This window comes from Streptomyces sp. NRRL B-24572 (genome assembly GCF_002156145.1).
Lineage (GTDB): Bacteria > Actinomycetota > Actinomycetes > Streptomycetales > Streptomycetaceae > Streptomyces > Streptomyces vietnamensis.
In genome coordinates this window covers 1-20,611 of sequence record NZ_MWIG01000183.1, presented here as the reverse complement: position 1 = coordinate 20,611, position 20,611 = coordinate 1, and the positions used below count along the sequence as shown (strand labels likewise).

General features: G+C 71.0%; 20 protein-coding genes and 3 pseudogenes. 15 read left to right on the top strand and 8 right to left on the bottom strand.

Translation table 11 applies throughout. The features are described 5' to 3' along the window. The 3 genes from CCN56_RS12010 to CCN56_RS12000 all read left to right on the top strand — a co-directional run. On the top strand, positions 1-683 hold a 683-nt coding region (locus CCN56_RS12010; RefSeq protein WP_143664501.1), incomplete at its 5' end, for a cytochrome P450. A gap of 46 nt (positions 684-729) precedes the next feature. Then, positions 730-1,500: a crotonase/enoyl-CoA hydratase family protein gene (locus CCN56_RS12005; protein WP_086826331.1), complete on the top strand. Its 771-nt coding sequence runs from the start codon at positions 730-732 to the stop codon at positions 1,498-1,500. 346 nt (positions 1,501-1,846) lie between these two features. Then, the gene (locus CCN56_RS12000; RefSeq protein WP_143664500.1) at positions 1,847-2,227 is read left to right on the top strand and encodes a hypothetical protein; all 381 of its coding nucleotides are present in this window, start codon (positions 1,847-1,849) and stop codon (positions 2,225-2,227) included. Here the strand turns inward: CCN56_RS12000 and CCN56_RS11995 are convergent. Beyond that, positions 2,207-2,731 (bottom strand): ABATE domain-containing protein, encoded by a 525-nt coding sequence (locus CCN56_RS11995; RefSeq protein WP_218779407.1) that lies wholly within the window; start codon positions 2,729-2,731, stop codon positions 2,207-2,209. The two genes, CCN56_RS12000 and CCN56_RS11995, sit on opposite strands and share 21 nt — an antisense overlap. A 148-nt stretch (positions 2,732-2,879) precedes the next feature. Here CCN56_RS11995 and CCN56_RS11990 point away from each other — a divergent pair, with 148 nt between their 5' ends. Further along, positions 2,880-3,743, top strand: coding sequence for an NAD(P)-dependent oxidoreductase (locus tag CCN56_RS11990; RefSeq protein WP_086826325.1), 864 nt, complete (start codon positions 2,880-2,882; stop codon positions 3,741-3,743). On the opposite strand, the gene CCN56_RS11985 is transcribed toward CCN56_RS11990, so the two are convergent. Then, entirely contained in the window at positions 3,718-4,047 is a 330-nt protein-coding gene (locus CCN56_RS11985) for an isocitrate lyase/phosphoenolpyruvate mutase family protein (protein ID WP_086826323.1), read from the bottom strand. The two genes, CCN56_RS11990 and CCN56_RS11985, sit on opposite strands and share 26 nt — an antisense overlap. Before the next feature lie 461 nt (positions 4,048-4,508). Between CCN56_RS11985 and CCN56_RS11980 the strand changes: the two genes are divergently transcribed. Further along, the gene (locus tag CCN56_RS11980; protein ID WP_086826321.1) at positions 4,509-5,693 is read left to right on the top strand and encodes an FAD-dependent monooxygenase; all 1,185 of its coding nucleotides are present in this window, start codon (positions 4,509-4,511) and stop codon (positions 5,691-5,693) included. 41 nt (positions 5,694-5,734) lie between these two features. On the opposite strand, the gene CCN56_RS11975 is transcribed toward CCN56_RS11980, so the two are convergent. The 3 genes from CCN56_RS11975 to CCN56_RS11965 all read right to left on the bottom strand — a co-directional run bounded on the left by CCN56_RS11975 (position 5,735) and on the right by CCN56_RS11965 (position 9,632). Beyond that, positions 5,735-7,822 carry an FAD-binding oxidoreductase gene (locus tag CCN56_RS11975; protein WP_086826319.1) on the bottom strand — a complete coding sequence of 696 codons (2,088 nt, stop codon included), beginning with the start codon at positions 7,820-7,822 and terminating at the stop codon, positions 5,735-5,737. Positions 7,823-7,933: 111 nt separating this feature from the next. Next, a complete protein-coding gene (locus CCN56_RS11970; RefSeq protein ID WP_086826317.1) occupies positions 7,934-8,734 on the bottom strand; it encodes a DUF4239 domain-containing protein in 801 nt (266 codons plus the stop codon). A gap of 517 nt (positions 8,735-9,251) precedes the next feature. Further along, a complete protein-coding gene (locus CCN56_RS11965) occupies positions 9,252-9,632 on the bottom strand; it encodes a peptidoglycan-binding protein (protein WP_086826315.1) in 381 nt (126 codons plus the stop codon). Between the two features lie 1,055 nt (positions 9,633-10,687). Here CCN56_RS11965 and CCN56_RS11960 point away from each other — a divergent pair. After that, positions 10,688-11,617, top strand: a complete 930-nt coding sequence (locus CCN56_RS11960) for a hypothetical protein (RefSeq protein ID WP_086826313.1) — start codon at positions 10,688-10,690, stop codon at positions 11,615-11,617. Positions 11,618-11,632: 15 nt separating this feature from the next. Here CCN56_RS11960 and CCN56_RS43130 read toward each other — a convergent pair whose 3' ends face one another. Further along, on the bottom strand, positions 11,633-12,040 hold the full coding sequence (locus tag CCN56_RS43130; protein ID WP_179199812.1) for a hypothetical protein: 408 nt from the start codon (positions 12,038-12,040) through the stop codon (positions 11,633-11,635). Here CCN56_RS43130 and CCN56_RS11955 point away from each other — a divergent pair. After that, positions 11,927-12,460, top strand: a pseudogene (locus tag CCN56_RS11955) (transposase). The gene CCN56_RS43130 and the pseudogene CCN56_RS11955 overlap by 114 nt on opposite strands. 555 nt (positions 12,461-13,015) lie before the next feature. Here the strand turns inward: CCN56_RS11955 and CCN56_RS11945 are convergent. Beyond that, positions 13,016-14,281, bottom strand: a complete 1,266-nt coding sequence (locus CCN56_RS11945; protein WP_086826311.1) for an MFS transporter — start codon at positions 14,279-14,281, stop codon at positions 13,016-13,018. Positions 14,282-14,469: 188 nt separating this feature from the next. On the opposite strand from CCN56_RS11945, the gene CCN56_RS11940 reads away from it, so the two are divergent. The 8 genes and pseudogenes from CCN56_RS11940 to CCN56_RS11905 all read left to right on the top strand — a co-directional run bounded on the left by CCN56_RS11940 (position 14,470) and on the right by CCN56_RS11905 (position 20,408). Continuing rightward, positions 14,470-14,793 carry a rhodanese-like domain-containing protein gene (locus CCN56_RS11940; protein ID WP_086826309.1) on the top strand — a complete coding sequence of 108 codons (324 nt, stop codon included), beginning with the start codon at positions 14,470-14,472 and terminating at the stop codon, positions 14,791-14,793. Positions 14,794-14,867: 74 nt separating this feature from the next. After that, positions 14,868-16,256, top strand: a complete 1,389-nt coding sequence (locus CCN56_RS11935; RefSeq protein WP_086826307.1) for a rhodanese-like domain-containing protein — start codon at positions 14,868-14,870, stop codon at positions 16,254-16,256. Between the two features lie 219 nt (positions 16,257-16,475). Beyond that, entirely contained in the window at positions 16,476-17,057 is a 582-nt protein-coding gene (locus tag CCN56_RS11930) for a rhodanese-like domain-containing protein (RefSeq protein ID WP_086826304.1), read from the top strand. Next, positions 17,054-17,947, top strand: a complete 894-nt coding sequence (locus tag CCN56_RS11925) for a sulfite exporter TauE/SafE family protein (RefSeq protein WP_086826302.1) — start codon at positions 17,054-17,056, stop codon at positions 17,945-17,947. Before CCN56_RS11930 ends, CCN56_RS11925 begins: the two co-directional genes overlap by 4 nt. A 68-nt stretch (positions 17,948-18,015) precedes the next feature. Continuing rightward, the gene (locus CCN56_RS11920; protein WP_373412850.1) at positions 18,016-18,258 is read left to right on the top strand and encodes a metal-sensitive transcriptional regulator; all 243 of its coding nucleotides are present in this window, start codon (positions 18,016-18,018) and stop codon (positions 18,256-18,258) included. 180 nt (positions 18,259-18,438) lie between these two features. Continuing rightward, positions 18,439-18,702, top strand: coding sequence for a metal-sensitive transcriptional regulator (locus tag CCN56_RS11915; protein WP_086826298.1), 264 nt, complete (start codon positions 18,439-18,441; stop codon positions 18,700-18,702). Between the two features lie 1,111 nt (positions 18,703-19,813). Beyond that, positions 19,814-20,151, top strand: a pseudogene (locus tag CCN56_RS11910) (IS701 family transposase); the annotation flags it as partial. Between the two features lie 38 nt (positions 20,152-20,189). Further along, positions 20,190-20,408, top strand: a complete 219-nt coding sequence (locus tag CCN56_RS11905; RefSeq protein WP_107484138.1) for a hypothetical protein — start codon at positions 20,190-20,192, stop codon at positions 20,406-20,408. On the opposite strand, the pseudogene CCN56_RS11900 reads toward CCN56_RS11905, so the two are convergent. Then, positions 20,398-20,611 (bottom strand): annotated as a pseudogene (locus tag CCN56_RS11900) (hypothetical protein); the annotation flags it as partial. The gene CCN56_RS11905 and the pseudogene CCN56_RS11900 sit on opposite strands and share 11 nt — an antisense overlap.

Here is a 20,611-nt window from a genome sequence, read left to right as displayed (position 1 = left end):
TCGCCGCTGCCCGGGGGGAGGAGCACCTCCACACCCTGCTGGACATCCTGATCGCCGGGAAGCGCAGCGGCGACGAGCACGGAGCGGTGGACCTGCTGGGCGCCCTCGTAGGGGCCGGCGACGAAACCGGGGCGATGAGCGAGGAGGAACTGCGCTCCACCGCCTACCTCCTGCTCCTCGTAGGGCACGACACCACGATGAACCTCATCGGAAACGGCATGCTCGCCCTGCTCGGTCACCCCGGCCAGGCAGCCCGGCTCACCGCACCCGACGCCGGGCCGGACCTCGTCGCCACCGCCGTGGAGGAACTCCTGCGGTACGACTCCCCGGTGCGGGACGCGACCTTCCGGTGCGCCGCAGAACCGATCACTCTGCACGGGCAGCGGATCGAGGAGGGCGACGTCGTCAGCCTCCTGATCGGCTCCGCCAACCGCGACGACACCCGCTTCCCCGACGCCGACCTGCTCGATCTGGGACGAACACCCAACGACCACCTCGCCTTCGGCTACGGACCCCACTTCTGCATCGGCGCGGCCCTGGCCCGCCTCGAAGGCGCCGTCGCGCTTCCCCTGCTCCTCCACCGCCTGGGACCGGTACGCCTCGCCAAACCGGCCGACGAGCTCGCCTGGCGGCCCGCCCGGGTGATGCGCGGACTGGCCGCACTTCCCGTCGTACGGACCTGACCCCCACCCCGCCGCAGCATCCCCGACCAGGAGCAGACCACACCCCATGGACAGCCACGACCCCGTGCTGACGACCGAACCACGTCCGGGCGTCCTCCTCATCACCCTCAACCGGCCCCACGTCCGCAACGCCGTCGACCGCACCCTCGCCCTCGCCATGGACGCGGCTCTGACCCGGCTGGAGACCGACTCATCGCTGAACGTCGGCATCCTGACCGGTGCGGGCGGCCACTTCTGTTCCGGCATGGACCTCAAGGCCTTCCCCGCCGAAGGCGTCCCGGTCGTCGCCGACCGCGGGCTCGCCGGACTGACCCGGGCCCGCCTGCGCAAGCCGCTCATCGCCGCCGTCGAGGGCGCGGCCGTGGCCGGCGGCTTCGAACTCGCCCTCGCCTGCGACCTCGTCACCGCGGCCGACACCGCCTTCTTCGCCCTGCCCGAGGTGGCCCGTGGCCTGATCGCCGCCGAAGGCGGAGCCATCCGGCTTCCCGGCCGTCTCCCCTACCACGTGGCCATGGAAATGCTTCTGACCGCGTCCCCGTTGTCTGCCCCCGACGCGGCCCGCCACGGACTGGTCAACCAGCTGACGCCCGTGGGCCAAGCCCTCCAGGCCGCCCTCGCGCTGGCCGACCGCGTCCAGGCCCACTCCCGCGACGCGATCCGCATCACCAAGCAGATCGTCCAGGACACCCGCGGCCTCGACGACCACACCGCCTATGCCGTCCAGGATCCCCTCAGCACACCCGTCTTCGCCACGACCGCCGCCTCCGAAGGCGCCCGCGCTTTCATCGAGAAGCGCCGACCCGCCTGGCACGCATAGCCACGGTCCCTCCCCTGCACCAGGAACCGCCCGACCGCGATCACGCCTGCCGCACCCGTGAAAGAATCGATCTTGAGGGGCAGGGGGGCCGAGGTGAGCACGTACCGGACCGGTGTGACCGGTGTGACCGGCGTGTCGACGGTCGGGGGGTGTCGGCCGCGCGGCTGACGTCGCCTGGTACGACAGCGGCTGACGAGGCGGTGCGGTGCCTCGATCACGCGGTGTCGTACGCGCTCGACACCCAGGCGGACGGCGGAGCCCGGTACATGCCGTCGGAACCTCGAGAACGCCGTCGCGGCCTGTGCAACGCCCTAACCGCTCTCGGACACCCCCTCGGAGTACGCCCGTGACCCGAACACTCCCCAGTGCCCGCGACCTCGTGGCCACCGTGGCGCCTGCGGCCTGCGTGTTCGACTTCGACGGCACCCTGGTCGACACACACACGATCAACACCGACGCTGCCCGCGCCACCCGCGCCACCCTCGGCCTCACCGTCCCCGAACTCGCCGACCTCTTCACCACCATCGTCGCCCGCGAACACGTCGCCCGCCTCGAACCGGCCCCGGACGCCTACCTGCTCGCCGCCCACCGCCTGGTCGTACCGGCCCCCGCGCTGCCTGGCCTTCGAGAACACCGACGAGGGAATCGCCGCAGCACACGCACCCGCATGACGTTGTCGACGGGGCCCGATCGCGGCACTGCCGGGTCAGCTCGCGGTGATGCGTGACTTCTTGACCTTGTTGCCGCAGGTGTTCATGGAACACCAGCGGCGGTTGGCTCCGCGGCTTGTGTCGAGGAACAGCCCCGCGCATCCGGGGCCTTCGCAGTTCTTGACGCGGCCGCGGTCGGGACCCCCGAGGACGCGGATGGCCTCCGCGGCCAGGACCCCGAGGGCGTCACCGACCGGGGTCGTCTCCGTCAGGTGCCATCCTGCGCGTTCGTGTTCCAGCACAGCTTTCGCGTGCCCGGCGGCAGCGATCGTGTTGAGGGTGTGGACGTCCTTGGGGTCCGGCTGCTCGCCTGCGGCGATCGCCGACCCGATGCGGTAGATCGCCTCGCGCAGTTCGACGGCGCCCTCCAGATCCGTCGGCGACACGTCCGTGACGGCGAGCCCCGTCGCCCCCAGCCACATCTCCAGCCGTGAGGCATCGGTCAGCCGTTCTCGCGGCGTCCGGCCGGCCCGATCGCTGACGGTGGCGGTGAACCGGAACGCCAGGACTTCGTTGTCCATCCGGAACACACGACGTAGGTCCTCGGTCATTCCACCCCTCCACAGTGAGCGACAGCATCCACTGAACCGCCTCAGCCGGTTCGACACGATCGTAACCCCATGACATTCTTGAACCGTCTTGGACGGTTCAAGGGAAGGGATACTCCGCGTGAGCAGCATCGCGGTCATCGGTCTGGGAGCCATGGGGCGGCCCATCGCACGCAACCTCTTGAAGGCCGGCCACGACGTCGTGGTGTGGAACCGCTCCGACGGGCCCGCGGACGAACTGGTCGCAGCGGGTGCCCGTCGTGCCGCCTCGGTCGCAGAGGCCATGCACGCGCCGGTGGTCTTCTCGGTCCTGTCCGACGACCGGGCCGTCGCCGAGACGTTCGTCGACTCCGGTGTCCTCGCTCAGACCCCGGGCGGGACTGTTCACGTCAACCTCGCCACCGTGAGCCCCGGCCTGGCTCGCCGGGCCGGCGCAGCGCACGCCGAGCATGGTGTCGGATACGTCGCGGCACCGGTCTTCGGCCGTGCTCCGGTCGCCGAAGCCGGAGCACTCAACGTCCTTGCGGCCGGTGAGCACGCGCTGCTCGACCGCGTACAGCCGTTCTTCGACGTGATCGGCTCGCGGACCTGGCGACTCGGCGACCGTCCGGAGCAGGCCAACACCGTGAAGATCCTCGGGAACTACCTGATCGCCTGCGCGATCCAGTCGCTGGGCGAGGCCATCAGCCTCGCGGAAGGCGCCGGTGTCGACTCCGGTCAGTTCGTCGAACTGCTGACCTCGACGCTCTTCCCGGGCGCCGTCTACACCGGCTACGGGGCGATGATCGCCGAACGGCGCTATCAGCCGGCCGGATTCACCACAGTCCTGGGCCGCAAGGACCTCCACCTCGCGCTCGACGCAGCGACCGACCAGGGCATTCCGCTTCCGATCGGTCAACTGCTGCGTGTTGTCTTCGACGAGGCCATCGCCGACGGTCGCGGGGCGGACGACTGGGCGGTCATCGCGGAACAGCAGCCGCGGTGACCACCGACGGCCAACGGTGCGTGCCGGTGCCGTCCTCGAGGTCGGCGGTCACGGGCAGCGGCGTCGCGACGGAGATCGCCCGCGCGTCGTCCAACGCCTCCGTGCGGCTGACCCGGTGAACTCCGTCCGGGCGTCCGAGGCTGTGGGACAGGCCGGCACTGGTGGTGGCGAGGGCGGGAAAACCGAGTTCGGCCAGGAGCCTCGCGGTGCCCGCGTCCCAGGGGTTCGGGATGACGAACAGGCCGGGCCGCTCGTGGAGCGCGCGGAACGTCTCGGCACGGCGCTGCCGTGCGGCGTCGGTCATGAGGCGCGCAGGCGCCGCTTCAGCGCCTTCCCTGTGATGCCCGTGTACGTCTCGTCGTCCGCCACCACGATCCGCTGGACCTTCGGCAGGCCACTGCTCTCCATGACGGCGTCGGTGCTCTCCCGCAGCCGGGTGAACTCGGTCTCGCCCTCTGGACCTCGAAGAGTTCACCGCGGCGCAGAAGGCGGTCGGCATCCCGGCCGAGCAGGCACACAAGGCGTTCGAGGCGATGGACCGCGACGGCAACGGCCGCCTGTCGACCGAAGAGCCGTGCGCGGCGGTCGAGGACTTCTCCACCAAGACCGACGAGAACCTCCCCGGCGCGCTCGTGCTGGACTACGGCCGCTGAGCACCCGTTTCGCCCGCGGCGGCGCGCGAGGTGGGACCCGGCCCGGCCAGGGCGGGTCCCACCTCGTGTCATCCCGTACCGGACCCGGCAGTTCTTGGGAAGCCACATCGGCATGACTCCAGCCCGCAAGCCCGAGGTCCTGATCGTCGGGGCCGGAATCGGCGGCCTGACCGCGGCCCTGGCCCTCCACGCCCGGGGCGTCCGCGCGACGGTCTGGGAAGCGGCACGACAGCTCCGCCCGCTCGGCGTCGGAATCGACATCCAGCCCTTCGCCGTCGCGCAGCTCGTCGCCCTCGGACTCGGCGACGCCCTGGCCCGGAGCGGCATCCCCACCCGCGTGAACCACCACCTCGACCACACCGGCACCTTCCTGTGGACCGACCCACGAGGCCTGGCCGCCGGCTACGCGCACCCGCAGTACCCGATCCACCGGGGCCGGCTGCAGATGATGGTGCTGGCCGCCGTCCGCGAGCGCCTCGGCCCGGAAGCCGTCCGGCTCGACACCCGTCTGCACGACTTCGAGCAGACCCGCCACACCGTCCGCGCGTACGCCCGCGACGGCCGCGGCTCCCTCGCCGCCCGCGAGTTCGAAGCGCTCATCGGCGCCGACGGCCTCCACTCCACGGTCAGGTCCCGGCTCCACCCCGACGAGGGACCGCCGAACGATTCCGGGGTCCACATGTGGCGCGGCGTCACGGAACTGCCCACCTTCCTCGACGGACGCACCATGATCCTGGCCGCCGACGACGAGGACACCCGCCTGATCGCCCACCCCGTCTCGGCCCGGCACGCACGACGAGGCCGGGCACTGGTCAACTGGGTGTGCCTCGTCTCCGCGCCTCCCCCGGACGGGATCCGGGAGGCGGACTGGAACAAGCACGGCAGCCGGGAGGACGTGGTCCCCCACCACGCGCACTGGGACTTCGGCCGGCTGGACGTCCCCGGACCCATCCGCGGCAGCCATCAGGTCCTCCAGTACCCCATGGTGGACCGCGACCCGCTCGGCAACGGGTGGCACGGCCGGGTCACCCTGCTCGGCGATGCCGCCCACCCCGTGTACCCCCTCGGCGGCGAAGGCGCATCGCATGCCGTTCTCGACGCCGTCGCCCTCGGGGCCGAACTCGGCCGCGGCGACGCGGTCACCTCCGCCTTGAACCGCTACGAGGCGCACAGGCGGCCCGCGTCCACGGCAGCCGTCATCACCAATCGCGACGGGGAAGACGCCGCCCACGTCAAGACGCTCGTGCGAGCGGCCCCGTCACCGGGGGCCGGGCGCGCGAGCAGTGCGCGGACGTGATGGAGAGGGCTCCGTGCCTCCGAGGGCCTCCCGGGACGGGCTCAGCACAGGCCGAAGGGCGGCTTCAGGTAACAGGGACGGTCTGACCGCTCCGCGATCGCCGTCCTGGGAGCAAACGCCTGCTGAGGGAGGGGGAAGTCCCATGGCCGGCCCAGTACGACGGTCGAGGCGAGCCGGCCGATCTCGTCGCTTCCCCGGGCCCCGTGGCCGTTGCCCCCGACGACCACGGACAGACCGTCGTCATCCAGGGGCCCGATGTACGGGTAGCGCGACGGTGTCTTGTCGACGACGCAGCAGGCCTCGCGCACGGAGACCGGTTCAAGACCGGGGAGCAGGGTGCGCATCATGCGCAGGAGAAAGCCCGACTGCTCCGGTCTGACCTTCTGCCGCGTGCACCACGCGAGCATCTCCCGTGCCGTCCGCAGCTCCTTCACGAGGGGCTGCATCGCCGGGCCGATCCTCAGGTACCACCGGCCGTCGGGGTATCGGACCGGCGGCAGCAGATAGGTCGACATGTTGGCGTCGCCCGAGTCGGTCGGGTCGATCGTCACGACCGTGGGGAGCCCCTGCAGACGTTCGCGCTGGGACGCGTCGACCTCGAACAGGAGGTTGGGCTCGGTGAAGACCTGGAGATCGAGCGGGCGCCCTGGGGGGAGGGCGGCGGTGTGGTTGATCAGCGCCCCCGCTGCGACGAGGACCCTCTCGGCTGCGACGAGGAAGGGTGCGCAACCCGCAGGGTCGTCCCCGCGCACGTGCCACAGACCGGCCTTCTCGTCCCTGCGTACGGAGGTCACCGATCCCCGCAGCAGCCGTGCCCCCGATGCCGTGGCCAGCTCCAGCTGCGCCCGCACCAGTCGGCGAGGGTTGATGTAGCCGGCGTTCTTGCGTTCCAGGAGGGCCTCGACACCGCCGGTGATCGGGGGCGGGCACAGTTCGGGGAACTCCCGGCGCATCTCCGCGGGCGAGAGCCGTTCCACGCCGACGTCGTCGTCCCGTGCGGCAGCGAGCATGCCCTCGGTACGGTCACCGAGGGAGGTCGCCGCCAGGGCGAGAGAGCCGCACTCGTGGAAGAAGCCGATGCCGGACTCGGCTTCGATGTCGCGGTATCGGCCGGTCGAGCGCGTGTCCACGGTGCCCCAGAACCTGTCCCAGCCGAGGCAGCGGGCGATCCTGGACTCGTCCTGGTGGGCGCCGTACTCCGGCAGCTGCCGGGCGGTCGTCCCGGACGCGGGTTCCTCGGGTCCGATCAAGACGACGTCAGCCCCCGCACGGCTGAGGTACTTGGCCGCTGCGGAACCGAACATCCCGGCGCCGACCACGACGGCCTCGGCATGGTGGACCACGATACTCCTCATGGATCGACGGGATCGACGTCGCGGATGGCCGGACGCGGACACCGACGGAAGGCTTCCGTCGCCGAGCGGTGCTCCGGGAGACCCGGGAAGAACGCCCGACCACCACTTTCCGCCCCGATGTGCGGGTTCTGCCGAGCGCTCGGCCACATGACGCGCATCAGGGGCTTCACGCGTACAGCCGACGCGCCGACGGGTGGGCTGCGGGACGGAACCAGGCATGGTGTAGGCGAAGTTCAGGACGGTGCGGCGCTCTCCGGCGCGGGCGAGCGGGGTGACGCGGTGCGCGGTGGTGTCGCTGCGCAAGAGGTAGGCGTCGCCGGCACGGTGGTGGGCGGTGCGCGCGGGACGGGCGGTGAGGTCCCGTAGGGAGACGGCGTTGGCCACGTACTCCAACAGGCCCCCCGTTTCCGGCGATTCGGGGGCCTCCAGGAAGATCACCAGGGCGTAGGGGTAGTCGTCGGTGTGCGCGCCGTGGGTGTCGCCCTCGCGGTGGAGGATGTTCAGCACGTGCCGTTCCACGGGGTCGGGGACCGGGAGTGCCGTCTCCTCGATCAGGCCGGAGACGAGTGCGAGCAGATCCGGGTCGGCGTACAGCTCGGGGACGAGGCGCGACGCCTGGGCGATGACGTGGCCGCCCAGGGTCGTCATGTGCCGTGGTGAGCCGTCCATGCACTCCATCGCGAAGTCCCGGCGCTGCGCCGCCCGCTCCAGCCGCGTCGCCTCCTCACGCAGCACGGTCAGCCCCTTTGCGGTCAGCAGGCCTGACAGCGACAAGTACCCTCCTGATCGCAATTGGGCAGCGGCCGCGTCACCTGCCGGGTGGGGGCGGCGGAGCGCCGACACGGAGAGCAGCGGCATGAGTGGCCTTTCGTTCGGACGCTGCGGTCAGACGGTGCGGCGGTTGCCCTGGTCGTCGCAGGGCAGTTCGGCGGCCGGGTGGTTCGTCGTGAAGTCACGGGTGGCCTGTCGTTCGGCCTCGGTGATCGCGGTCGGCTCGACGTCGATGATGCCGCCGAAGGGGCGGTCGACGTCCCGGATGATGCACAGGGTCGTGGTCAGGAGCGCGGTGATCACGACGAGCGTGATGACCTGGCCCCGGTTGTTCCGGCGGGGCAGGCAGATGCCGAGGGCCATCACGGTGATCACCAGGGTGGCCAGCAGGAACCAGAGGATGGCGCTGGGGATGCTGGCGGTCGCCTGGGTGAGGCGCTCCTCCCGCTCGTCGGAGCGCTTGTTGTCGGCGGCGATCAGCATCCCGAACACCGGCTTGCCCTCCAGTGTGCGGAAGGACCTCCGGAAATCCGTCGACCACACGCTCGGTGCGGCCGAGCCCTTGCCATCGGCCATGGCCGGCCACTCCTGCTCTCGGACGGCCCGGGCGTAGCAGACGGCATCGGCCTGGATCCGGGCCCGCTGGGCCTCCGGCGCGTACTCGGCGGTCTCGACCAGCTGGTCCAGGGCGCGGGCCTCGCCGCGCGAGGCGACCTCGGCCTTGCCGTAGGAGCCGTTGGCGGTGACGAGGACGAAGGCCAGGAGCAGGACGGTCAGCGTGAGCAGAGGACCGACGAGGTCCTTGACGGCCATGCCGGTGTCGTCGTCCTCGCTGAGGAGTCTGGGCCGCAGCCAGCGGTTGGCGGCGAGACCGGCGAGCAGGGCCAGTACGGCGACGACGATGACGAGAGCCACGGGCGGATGCCTCCGAGCACGACGATGGTTCCCGCACTGGGCGGGGTGCGTCGCGATCATGGACCGCGGTAGGAGGCGAGCGGAACAGCGGAAACGTTCAGTCGCCTTCGCACGGGTGACGCCCTTGCGCCGGCGGGAGCACACCGTCCGCCATCCGCCGGTGATCACGGACGCGGACGGACGGTGCCCTTCGCCTCCTCCGTCTCGCCCTACACCTGTGAGGGCTCAGGAGATCTTTGACGTTCTGTCGTCAGTACATCCTTGGTCGATCGGTACGCGGCGATCCGCCGTGATGCCGGGACCGGCATGTCGCGTCTGCCGACCACCGGCCCGCGGGACACCCCGGCCCCGGTCAACCGTCCGGGCCGAGGTTCACCGGCATGCCGATCGCACGATGACGGCCGACACCGCAAGGTGTTCCGACCCGCGTCGGCGGGATCTGGAAAAGGCCCAGGGGCCCGGGCGCCTGACGGCGACCCGGGCCCCTGGGCCTGCTGCGTCCGGTTCCGGACCGAGCTCAGGGGGCGGGGTAGCTCGGGAGGGCCTTGGTGCACTTGTACCCCCAGTCGGCGGCCCAGTCCTGCATGGGGCCGCCAGTGTCCTTCCCCACGATGCCGTCCACCTGGAGCTGGTAGAAGCCCTGAGAGTTCCACCACTTCTGGAAGGCGACGATGCCGTTGTAGGTGTCGGGGCCGAAGAGCCCGTCCTCGGCGAGGATGTGGTACGGCGTGGGGGAGTTGTTGATGGCGTGCTGGACACACTGCACACCGTCGTGGGTGTTGGGGTAGCCGTAGCCGATGTAGGGGGCGTACTGATCTGCGCTCGCGCTGCCCGCCGCGGCGACTACGGCCAGCAGGGCAGCGGCACCCACAGCGGCGATCCTCTTGGGGGTCTTCATCAACGATGCTCCGTCTCAACGGGTCTGCCGGACCTCACGGGTCCGGCAAAGCTCTCTCCGACGACAGAGTGCGCCACGTCTGCCCGGCCGGTATTGGAAAAAACCGCAGTATCGGCTCGCGGAGATCGTCTTCCTCCACAACCCCTCCCCATCGGCCTCGGAAGCATCGTTCCTGAGCCCGCTGACACACGGTGCCGAGATGGGCGTCACCGACTCTCGCCCACGTTCCGCAGCCACAGGAGCACAAGCGCAAGTGCCGGCGGTGGCAGCGCGACGCCCCCGGGCAGTTGTGGCAGATGGACATCGTCTCGGGCGTCCCGCCGGCCGACGCCCAGGAAGCGATCGACTCCTGGATCCACAGCTACAACCAACGGAGGTCAGGACATCCGGGTCGGGCCTGCCTCCGCCGGGCGGACCGTCACCGTATGGGCCGACGATCGCAGCATCCACGTCACCATGGAGGGCTACCTGCTGAAGACCTTCGCCTCGCGGACCCCACCGGAGGACCTGGCCAGGAGCCGGGACGTGTTCTCTGGCCGGCCGACGGGGCCACCGCCGGCGGCCCCTGCGCCGCCCCGTCACCGCGGTCGGCCGTAACTGCCTCCGGGAACGGCGGTCGAGGTCGACCGCGCGGTCACGCGCGATGGCGTCGTCGGCCTCGGAGACCGTGACGTCATGCTGTCCCGCACCCTCGCCGGCAGCCGCGTGGTGCTGCGGACGGACGAGCACCTTCTCCACGCCGTCAGCAATGGGCGCGTCGTGAAGACCATGCCGCTGCCAATCCCTCCGGGAAGGCTTCCGCTGCTCAAGGGCGTCCGTGCCGCCGCCGGCCCGCTGCCACCTGGTGGCCCGGCCAGACCGCTGACCGTTCAGCGGCTGGTCGACAGAACCGGTCGAGTGGTGATGGCCCGTCAATCGCTTCTGATCGGCTGTGCGCACCGTGGCAGGACCGTGAACGTCGTCGTGGAGGACACCCGCTTCCGTGTCGTCCACGACGGCACGGAACTGGCCGTTTTCCCCGCACCGGCGACAAGCCCGTCACTCGGAATCACAGCATGCCGAGCCGTCGGTCGAGCCCGGTCACCGGACTGCGGGTCACCGGGAACGACGCGAACGGCGGCCGGCCCCGCGTCGGGCTGGAGTGGGACCGGATCGACTCCCGGGCCGACGGACTGGTCCTCCAGCGCTTCGACCTCACCGACGGAAGCTTCGTGAACGTCTTCGACGTGACCGGAGACGCGGCACGGTCCATGACCGCGTACGAGGACGCCTCGGGCTTTCAGCTCGTGACGCCGTACCGATACGGCCTTCGCACCTGTCGCGGCGCTCCCGGCGATGCCCGGTCGTCCGCGTACGCCACCGTGGTGGCGACCACCGCGGCTCCGCCTCCCGCACCGTCGGCCTCCCGCTGGCAACAGCCCGAACGGATCGCCCTGCTCGGCCAGTTCGGCGTCCACACGGTCTCGGCTGTCGTCGCCCGAGGGGCGCAACGCGTGGACGCCTTCGTCATGGGCCGCGACACCCGTCACACCGTCCAGCACTTCTTGGACGGCGGCGGCCGGCGGACGGCGGACCTCGGCGCGTTCGAGGCCCGTTCCCGTCTCGTCGCCGCCTGCTGGGGCCCGGACCGGGTCGACCTCTTCTACCGGGGCGCGGACGACCGGTTGAAGCAGCGTCCGGAGGTGCCCTGGGCGGGCGGCTGGACCGGGGAGGTCGACCCGGGCGGGCGGATGCCCAGCGCCGCCGCGGCCGTGTCATGGGGTCCGAACCGGCTCGACGTCTTCTACCTCGGCAACGACGCCCAGTACCGCCTCTTCCAGCACTCCTGGTACGCACCCGGGAACACGTGGACCCCCGCGACCACGCACGACGGCAGCCACACCACTCCCATGGTCGGCTCACGCGGCCCTGGCACGCTCTACCTCTTCTACGGCTCGGGGATGGCGCCCGACTTCCTCATGCGGCGCAGGTACGCCCCTCAATGACAGCCGGGGGTCATTTCATGCGGAACAATTCCCACATCGCCACCGGTTGGCTCGCCGGCGTGACGGCTTCAGAGCGGTCCGCCGGAGCGAAGACATCCACAAGGCCGTCGGTCGGGTCGGTGTCGGATGGGTCTGGCGGCCTTCCTCGGCGCACGGCCGACAGGTCCGGTACGGGGCATGGTGTCGGTCGAGGACGAGGTGTTCGTCGAGGGCCCTGCCCGAGGGCAGGGTGTCGATGAAGTCGTGCGGGAACTCGAGCAGCGCGTAGGTCTCCAGGCCCTCGGAGGCGGCGTCCATCGAGGTGTAGTGGTGCTCTTCGATCTCGGCGACCGCGGTGGCCGGGATGCGCGTGCTGATCTTGTTCCTGACGGCCTGTGGGAGCGGGTGGCCCCGCTGCTGCCGCCCGCCCCCGAACGGCGCCATCGCCACCCGGGCGGCTGCGTGTTCCCGATCGAGTGGCGCTTACCGGCGTCATGTACGCGCTGCGGACCGGTGTCGCGTGGCGTGACGTCCCCGCGGAGGCGGTGGGCTGTTCCGGGGTGACGGCCTGGCGCCGACTGCGGGACTGGACCGAGGCCGGCGTGCGGCCGCGCCTGCACGCCGCCCTGTTGACCGAGCTTCGCCGCGCCAGCCTGCTGGACCTGGACCAGTGCTCCGTGGACGGGTCGCACGTCCGAGCTCTCAAAGGGGGGATCACGTCGGCCCTTCGCCTGGCTGCATCGGTTCAAACGACTCCGCACTCGCTACGAACGCCGCGCCGACCTCCATCAGGGGTTGCTCGAACTGGCCTGCACGATCATCTGCTTGCGGCGCCTTCGAAGGGTCGTCCGCCTCCGGCAGTAACGGGCTGATCGTCCTCACGTCGCAGGCCGGGGATGTGGCGGCCTATTTCGCTGACGCTCCACGCGGACCGTTGTTTCCGTCAGTCACGCCACCTGAGGTCGAAGCAGCCGAGGACATCATCGGGCGTCCGCTGCCGTCACTCCTTCGGAGGATCTACGCCGAGGCCGGCGACGGCGGCTTCGGGTCCGACGGCGGTCTGGCCTCGCTCACCGATGGTCGGCGTGCGGTGGCGGACCTGATCGACTGGCTCTGTTCGGTCACCAGGCGTGAACGCGACTGCGCGGCCGGGCTGCCCGGATCATGGCTGTACCTGGCGTCGGGCGGCTGCACGATGCAGTGGCATCCGTTGTTGCTCGCAGTTGGCAACCCCGTGCTGCTCCATGACGCCGACGGTTGGGTGCCAAGCTGGGGCGAGGCCCCCATGACGGCCTGCGCCAGGCGACCACGTCACTGCGGCAATAGTTGTGGACTTGGGCCAGGAGCTGGACTCGGCTCCACTCGGCGGCCTCGTCCTTCTGGACCGATCGGTTAGATCCGCTTCGGGAGGGCGTGGGGTCAGCGGTTCGTGGCGTCGGTGATCCATCGGGCGGCGAGGAGGCCCGAAGCCGCGGTGAGGGCGGCGGCGGCAATGACAGTCACGTTCAGACCGAGCCCGTCGGCGAGGACGCCGGCGACCAGGGCTCCGGCGGCGTAGCCGATGTCGCGCCAGAAGCGGTAGGTGCCGAGGGCGTGGGCGCGCCAGGAGGGGTGGGCGTGGTCGGAGACGGAGGCGATCAGCGCCGGGTAAACCAGCGCGGTGCCGAGGCCGAGGCCGACGGCGGAGAGGACGCCGGCGAGAAGGGGGCGGTCGAGGAGCGCGAGGGCGAGCAGCAGTGCTGCCGCCTGGACCAACATGCCGGTCACGACGAGCGGTTTGCGGCCGATCCGGTCAGCGAGGTGGCCGGCCGGAATCTGGCCGATGCCCCACAGCAGGGGATAGAGGCCCTTGATCAAGCCGATGGCGGCGATGCCGAGGCCGTGGTCGGCAAAGAGGAGGGGGAAGACGCCCCAGGTCAGGCCGTCGTTGAGGTTGTTGACCAGGCCCGCCTGGGAGGCGCCGCGCAGGGAGCGGTCGCGCCATGAGGTACGGACGAAGGTCTCCCGGAAGGACGGTCTGTCTGCCGGGCCGCCTTCGGGTGCCGGGTGGCGGGCCAGTTCGAGGGCCAGGTGGGCGGCGGTGTCCTTGGTCAGGAGGGACAGGCCGAGGCCGGCGGCGAGGAAGACCGCGCCGATGAGCTCGGGTGCGGGCCGCAGACCGTAGTGGGTGGCGAGGTAGCCGGTAAGCAGGGCCGTGGCGCCGACCGAGACGTAGCCCGCGGCCTCGTTGAGGCCGGTGGCCAGTCCCCGACGGGCCGGGCCCACCAGGTCGATCTTCATGTTGACGGTCATCGACCACGTGAGCCCCTGGTTGACGCCGAGCAGGACGTTCGTGGCCACGATCCACCACCACGACGGGGCCCAGGCGAGCACGAACGGCACGGGCAGGCCGATCAGCCAGCCGGCCAGCAGGAGCTGTCTGCGCCGGAAGCGGGCGGTGAGCACGCCGGCGGCGAGGTTGGTGAGGGCCTTGGCGAGGCCGAAGGCGATGATGAACGAGAAGACGGCCAGGTTCCCGGCGAGTCCGAAGACCTCGGTCCCGATCAGGGGGACCGTCGTCCGCTCCAGGCCGACCAGCGCCCCGACCGCTGCCGTGACGACGACGAGCAGCGCGAACTGCGCCCTGTTCTCCCGGAGCCCCAGCCGGACGGCGCCCTCGGAGGGCGGCCGCGCCACCATGGTCATCTCATCACCAACCTTTCCATTCTCGTATCCGCAGATCACCATACCCCTAGGGGTATAAATTTCACCTTCCTCGCGCAGGTTTCCCTTGTGACGTTGGATACCTAGGGGGGTATTTGACTTCCCCTCGCGGGCCTGCCTACAGTCGATGACGTAAGTACCCCGGGGGGTATCCGAAAGGGTGATCTTCCATGCGTGAAGCCGATCTGGACGTCTTCGCCTCCGAACTGGCGGAGGGTGCCTTCGCCATCGACGTGCGGGAGCCGGACGAGTACGCGGCGGGCCACGTGCCGGGGGTCCGCCCCGCACCGCTCTCCGAGCTGGGCGCCCACCTCGCCGCGCTCCCCGCGGACCGGCCCGTCTACGTCATCTGCGCGAGCGGCAACCGCAGCGCCTGGGCCGCCGAGCACCTGGAGGCCGCCGGTTTCCACGCGATCTCGGTCGCGGGCGGCACCTCCGGATGGGTCCGCACCGGCCGCCCGGTCGTACGCGGCACGGACGCCCGGGCCGCCTGAGCGGCCGACCGCTCCCCCACCGCACTCCCGCGGGGCTCCGCTCCGCGCCCGATCCCTCCGTCGAAAGGTTCGCCGTGTTCTTCGCCCAGTACTACCTCGACTGCCTGTCCCAGGCGTCGTACATGATCGCCGACGAGCGGACCGGGCAGGCCGTGGTCGTCGACCCGCGCCGGGACGTCTCCGAGTACCTCGCCGACGCCCGGGCGCACGGCTTCACCGTCGTCGGCGTGATCAACACCCACTTCCACGCGGACTTCGTCGCCGGGCACCTGGAGATGGCCGACGTGACGGGCGCGTGGATCGGCTACGGCGCGCGCGCCGAGACCGAGTACCCGGTCCGGCACCTCGCCGAGGGCGAGCGGATCGCCCTGGGCGACGTGGTCCTGGAGGTCATGGAGACGCCGGGCCACACTCCGGAGTCGATCAGCGTCCTGGTGTACGAGCACGCCGAGGACGCCGTCCCGTACGGCGTTCTGACCGGCGACGCCCTCTTCATCGGCGACGTCGGCCGCCCCGACCTGCTCGCCTCGGTCGGCGTCACCGCCGAGGAGCTGGGCGCGATGCTGTACGACAGCGTGCAGAACAAGCTGATGGGCCTGCCCGACGGGGTCCGGGTCTTCCCCGCCCACGGCGCGGGCTCCGCCTGCGGCAAGAACATGTCCACGGAGAAGTCCTCCACGATCGGCGAGCAGCGCGCCACCAACTACGCCTGCGCGCCGATGAGCCGCGAGGAGTTCGTGGCGCTGGTCACCGCCGGCCAGTCGGCGGCGCCGGGCTACTTCGCCTACGACGCCGACCTCAACCGCAAGGACCGCACCCTGTACGACGCGACCGCCGCGGCCCGGCCGCTCGCGCTCGGCGAGTTCACCGCCCTCCGCGACGGCGGAGCGGTCGTCGTCGACGCCCGCGACCCGCAGGAGTTCGCGTCCGGGCACCTGCCCGGCGCGGTGAACGTGCCCGCCGACGGGCGCTTCGCCGAACAGGCCGGCACCGTCCTGGACCCGGCCGACGAGCTGGTCGTCATGGCACCGCAGAACCGCGAGGAGGAGATCGTCACCCGGCTCGCCCGCATCGGCTTCGACAGGGTCGCGGGCTACGTCCGCAACCCCGAGGACGCGCTGCGGGTGCTGGCCGGCGAGGTCGTCCCGGCCAGCCGCCTCACCGCTGCGCACCTCAAGGCCGCCCTGGGCGGGGAGAACCCGCCGCTCGTGGTGGACGTGCGTACCTGCGGCGAGCGCGAGGCGAACGGCTTCATCCCCGAGGCCCTGCACATCCCGCTGAGCGAGCTGCCCGCCCGCACCGGCGAACTGCCCGCCGACCGGCCCCTCGTCCTGCATTGCGCGGGCGGCCACCGGTCCTCCATCGCCGCCAGCCTGCTGCGCCACCGCGGCTTCGGCGATGTCTCCGACATCCTCGGCGGCTGGGCCGCCTGGGCCCTCGCGACCGAGCCCGCCGGCGTCTGACCACCCCGACCGCCGGTCGGGCACGGGTCCGGGACTCCTCCCGTCGTGCACCGCCGGCCCATGGCGGGGCCGGAGGCCGCACCGCCTCCGTTCCTCCGCCCGTCGCGGGCCGGGGCCGCACTGCCCCGGCCCGCGACACCCCTCCCCGCCCCGGGAACTCGGGGCCCCTCACACCCTCACCTATACCCCCATGGGTATATCTTCCTTTCGGAGTCATACATGAGCACCGAGCGCACCATCCAGTCGATCACCCCCGCCGTCCTGCACCGCATCACCGAGGAGGGCCGCGCGCCACGCCTGCTCGACGTCCGCACGCCCGGTGAGTTCCGCACCGTCCACATCCCCGGCGCGTACAACGTCCCCCTGAACACTCTGCGCGAGCACCGCGCGGAGCTCCTGTCCCACCTGGACGAGGAGGTCGTGCTCGTCTGCCGCTCCGGCCAGCGCGCCCGCGAGGCCGAGCAGGCCCTCGCCCAGGCCGGCCTGCCCAACCTGCGCGTCCTGGAGGGCGGCATGAACGCCTGGGAGGCGGCGGGCGCACCCGTGAAGCGGGGCCCGGAGCGGTGGGACATGGAGCGCCAGGTCCGCCTCGTCGCCGGCTCGATCGTCCTCGTCACCGGACTCGTTGGCATCGCCGTCCCCGGCGCCCACCTCATCGGCACCGCCGTCGGCGCCGGCCTGACCTACGCCGCGCTCAGCAACTCCTGCGCCATGGGCGTCCTGCTCTCCAAGCTCCCCTACAACCGCGGCCCCCGGACCGACCTCCGCACCGTGATCGCGGAGCTGCGGAGCGCGTCGTGACCGCCCTGATCGTCGCGGTCTCCCTGCTCATCGGCGTCAGCCTCGGCGTCCTGGGCGGCGGCGGGTCCATCCTCACCGTGCCGATCCTGGTCTACCTCGCCGGACAGGACACCAAGGAGGCCATCGCCACCTCCCTCTTCGTCGTCGGTGTCACCAGCCTCGCCGCCCTGGTCCCGCACGCCCGCGCCCACCGGGTCCGCTGGCGGACCGGCCTCCTCTTCGGCGCCTTCAGCATGGCCGGCGCCTACGCCGGCGGACGGATCGCCGAGTACATCCCCGGCACCGTCCTGCTCATCGCGTTCGCGCTGATGATGCTCACCACCGCCTTCGCCATGCTCCGCAAGCCGCGCGACGGGGCGAAGAAGGCCCGCCCCGCCCACCGTGACCTGCCGCTGAAGCACATCGCGGTCGAGGGCCTGGTCGTCGGCGCCGTGACCGGACTCGTCGGCTCCGGCGGCGGTTTCCTCGTCGTCCCCGCCCTCGCGGTCCTCGGCGGACTCCCGATGGGCATCGCCGTGGGCACCTCGCTGCTGGTCATCGCGATGAAGTCCTTCGCCGGACTCGCCGGACACCTCTCCGGCGTGACGATCGACTGGGGCATCGCCCTGACCGTGACCGTGGCGGCGGTGATCGGCAGCCTGATCGGCGCCCGTCTCGCCGGCCGCATCCCGCAGGACGCGCTGCGCAAGGCGTTCGGATGGTTCGTCGTCGTCATGGGCGTCTTCGTCCTCGCCCAGCAGCTCGACCCCGGCCTGTGGACCCACCCCGCCACCTGGGCCGTCCTCGGCGCCGCCGCAAGCGGCGCGGTCGCCATCCGGTTCCGGAGGCGGTCAGGCACGAAACACCCGCAGCCGGCGCCCCGCGTCCGCCGGGACACGGCGCTCAAGTAACCCAAGGACGGGTGTCCCGGGTGTGCCCAAGGGGGAGGAGGATTTCCGTGCAGGTCAACGAAGAATCGATGAAGCCCGTCCTGAACCGCCTCAAGAGAGCACAGGGCCAGCTGGCCGCGGTGATCGCGATGGTCGAGTCCGGCCGGGACTGTGAAGAGGTCGTCACCCAGCTCGCAGCCGTCTCCAGGGCCCTGGACCGGGCCGGGTTCAAGATCGTGGCGGGCGGCATGTGCCAGTGCCTCGCCGACGGTTCCGAAAACCCGCCCATGACGCAGGACCAGCTGGAGAAGCTCTTCCTCGCCCTCGCCTGACCCTTCTCCCTGCCACCTGAAAGGCAGCCGGACGCCGCGATGCAGCGGACCGGCGGACCCTCCCGAGGCCGTCTTCGGGCCACGGCGGTCCACACCGGGGGAAGGGCACGAGCAGCACGCCGCCAAGTCTCGTTTTATACCCCTTGGGGTATTCTTGTCAGGGGGGTGAAGGAGGATCTCGTGCAGGTAGACGAAGAATCGGTACGGCCCGTCCTGAACCGTCTGCGCCGGGCGCAGGGGCAGCTGGCCGCGGTGATCTCGATGGTCGAGTCGGGCCGCGACTGCAAGGACGTCGTGACCCAGCTGGCAGCCGTGTCCCGAGCCCTGGACCGGGCCGGGTTCAAAATCGTGGCGAGCGGGATGCGCCAGTGCCTCGCCGACGGCACCGAGGCCCCGCCCATGACGCAGGAGGAACTGGAGAAGCTCTTCCTGGCCCTTGCCTGACCCGTTCCACCGGCCGGCACATCATGTGCCGGCCGGACGGGCTGTCCCCGGGCAGGTTCCCCCAGGGCCTTCCGGTCCGCCGTCCGGCAGGGAGCAGGAGAAAGACGACCCGGCTCCCCCATGCGTGCGGACGCGGTGAATCTGATGGCCGTGCCCTGCCGTCCGTGATCATCGTCGTGCCCGTCGTCGGCAGGGCTACCCGGACGCGGACCGCTGAGAGCCCGCGCATTCTCGGCGACGAACACCACGACCCGCAGCACGCCGCCGAAGCCTCCGCGCCGCGGCACACCCGCTGCGCGAGGGCACCGGCCCCGAGGCCGTCGAAGCCGTCCTCCAGGCGGACCGGCTGTTCCAGGGATTTCTCCGGTCCCACGAGCAGGCAGAGGAGTACTTCTCCTACCCCGCACTCGCCGACGCCCTCGACGGAAACAACGCGACCGTCGCCATGAACCGCACCCACGCCGCTCCACCGCTCGCCGATCGTGTGGAAAACCCACCTCCATCTGGCCGACCGCCACGACGGCAGTCTCCAGCCCGACCAGGCCGACGACCTTCGTGCCTGTCTCTATGGCCTTGTCCGGCATCCTGTGTCTGCGCCGCGCCTTGCAAGAGGAGGACCTCCTCACCCGCCACGATGAACGGCCAGCCCGCCGGCCTCGCTCCTCACTCGGCCAGTACCACGCCGACGGTGCTGCTCGGAACGACCACTCCGCGGACCGACCGGCACCCGCCGCGGCACGCACCGCAAGATCCCCGAGGACGAGACCACACCGTGGCACGATCGCCTCTCCGCCGCCGTGACCTCGAAGGACCGCCGTGGACCCGACCCCTGTCGTCCTGTACGACGTCCGGATCATCGACGGCACCAGCTCCCCGACGGAATCCTGGTTGTCGAGGATGAGCCCATCCTCCTTGTGGGCGTGTTGATCGCATCCTCCGGGCCCGCGCATCACACCCAAGATCGCCCGCCGGGGGTCCTGCACGGCTCCAGGCTAGGCAAGGGCGTTAGGTGTAGATCGTGGTCTTGCTGGTCGGGTACCAGGTCTCATGCCGAGCCGTCCCCGTCTCGATTGGTCCGGTCTGATGTGTTTGCTGTCTCAGCCGTCACCCGTTGCTCGTCCGCCGCAACCGCCGCACCGGCGAACTCGCCTTCTACCGCTGCTGCTCAGCCGCCCCGGCGCCGCTGTCCGCCCTGGTGCGCGTCGCCGGACGCAGATGGACCGTCGAGGAGACCTTCCAGTCCGGCAAGGGCCTGACCGGACTGGACGAACACCAGGTCAGACGCTGGACGTCCTGGCACCGCTGGGTCACCCTCGCGATGCTCGTCCGTTCTTCCCTCGCCGTGGTCCGCGCTGACGAGCACGTCCGCCGTCCCGCCCCGGTGTGCTGATCCCCCTCATCTGCAAGGAGATTCAGCGACTGTTCACGGCGCTGGTCGTCCGGCCGTAGAGGTGGACGAGCCTCCCTCCGCACGCATTGCGGCTCACGTGGCCGCGTTGCTTGAGCGGTGGTGCGACACCATCGGGCACGAGGAAGGAACCTCGCCCTGGTCGGTCGGGCCGCTGATCGGCAGTGCGAGCGGTCCGCTCACCTGCTCCGGGATGGACTGGAGCATGGCCGAGGAGGCGTCGGCCTACGCGGCGGACCTGGCGGACAAGATGGGGTTGACCTGTTTCGACGTGCAGCAGGACCGACTCAGGCCCTGAGCGGCGTGGCCAATCGTCGGTGGTCGATCAGGGCTGCGGCTACGCCGACGATGGCGAGGAAGTGTTCGGCCTTGCGTTCGTAGCGACGGTGGAGTCTTCGGCGGGCGGCCGGCCAGGACACGGTTCTCGCGACCGCCCACCGATGGCGGCCCAACCGCTGCGAGGAGCAGCTCGACCAGATCCGTCCCGGGTGCTCAGGGGAG

Excerpts from the sequence above, each read along its gene's own strand:
- CCN56_RS12005 (WP_086826331.1), top strand. The coding sequence starts at position 730 with ATGGACAGCCACGACCCCGTGCTGACGACCGAACCACGTCCGGGCGTC.
- CCN56_RS11995 (WP_218779407.1), bottom strand. The coding sequence starts at position 2,731 with ATGGACAACGAAGTCCTGGCGTTCCGGTTCACCGCCACCGTCAGCGAT.
- CCN56_RS11985 (WP_086826323.1), bottom strand. The coding sequence starts at position 4,047 with ATGACCGACGCCGCACGGCAGCGCCGTGCCGAGACGTTCCGCGCGCTC.
- CCN56_RS11980 (WP_086826321.1), top strand. The coding sequence starts at position 4,509 with ATGACTCCAGCCCGCAAGCCCGAGGTCCTGATCGTCGGGGCCGGAATC.
- CCN56_RS11965 (WP_086826315.1), bottom strand. The coding sequence starts at position 9,632 with ATGAAGACCCCCAAGAGGATCGCCGCTGTGGGTGCCGCTGCCCTGCTG.
- CCN56_RS11960 (WP_086826313.1), top strand. The coding sequence starts at position 10,688 with ATGCCGAGCCGTCGGTCGAGCCCGGTCACCGGACTGCGGGTCACCGGG.
- CCN56_RS43130 (WP_179199812.1), bottom strand. The coding sequence starts at position 12,040 with ATGGCGCCGTTCGGGGGCGGGCGGCAGCAGCGGGGCCACCCGCTCCCA.
- CCN56_RS11945 (WP_086826311.1), bottom strand. The coding sequence starts at position 14,281 with ATGACCATGGTGGCGCGGCCGCCCTCCGAGGGCGCCGTCCGGCTGGGG.
- CCN56_RS11940 (WP_086826309.1), top strand. The coding sequence starts at position 14,470 with ATGCGTGAAGCCGATCTGGACGTCTTCGCCTCCGAACTGGCGGAGGGT.
- CCN56_RS11930 (WP_086826304.1), top strand. The coding sequence starts at position 16,476 with ATGAGCACCGAGCGCACCATCCAGTCGATCACCCCCGCCGTCCTGCAC.
- CCN56_RS11920 (WP_373412850.1), top strand. The coding sequence starts at position 18,016 with ATGAAGCCCGTCCTGAACCGCCTCAAGAGAGCACAGGGCCAGCTGGCC.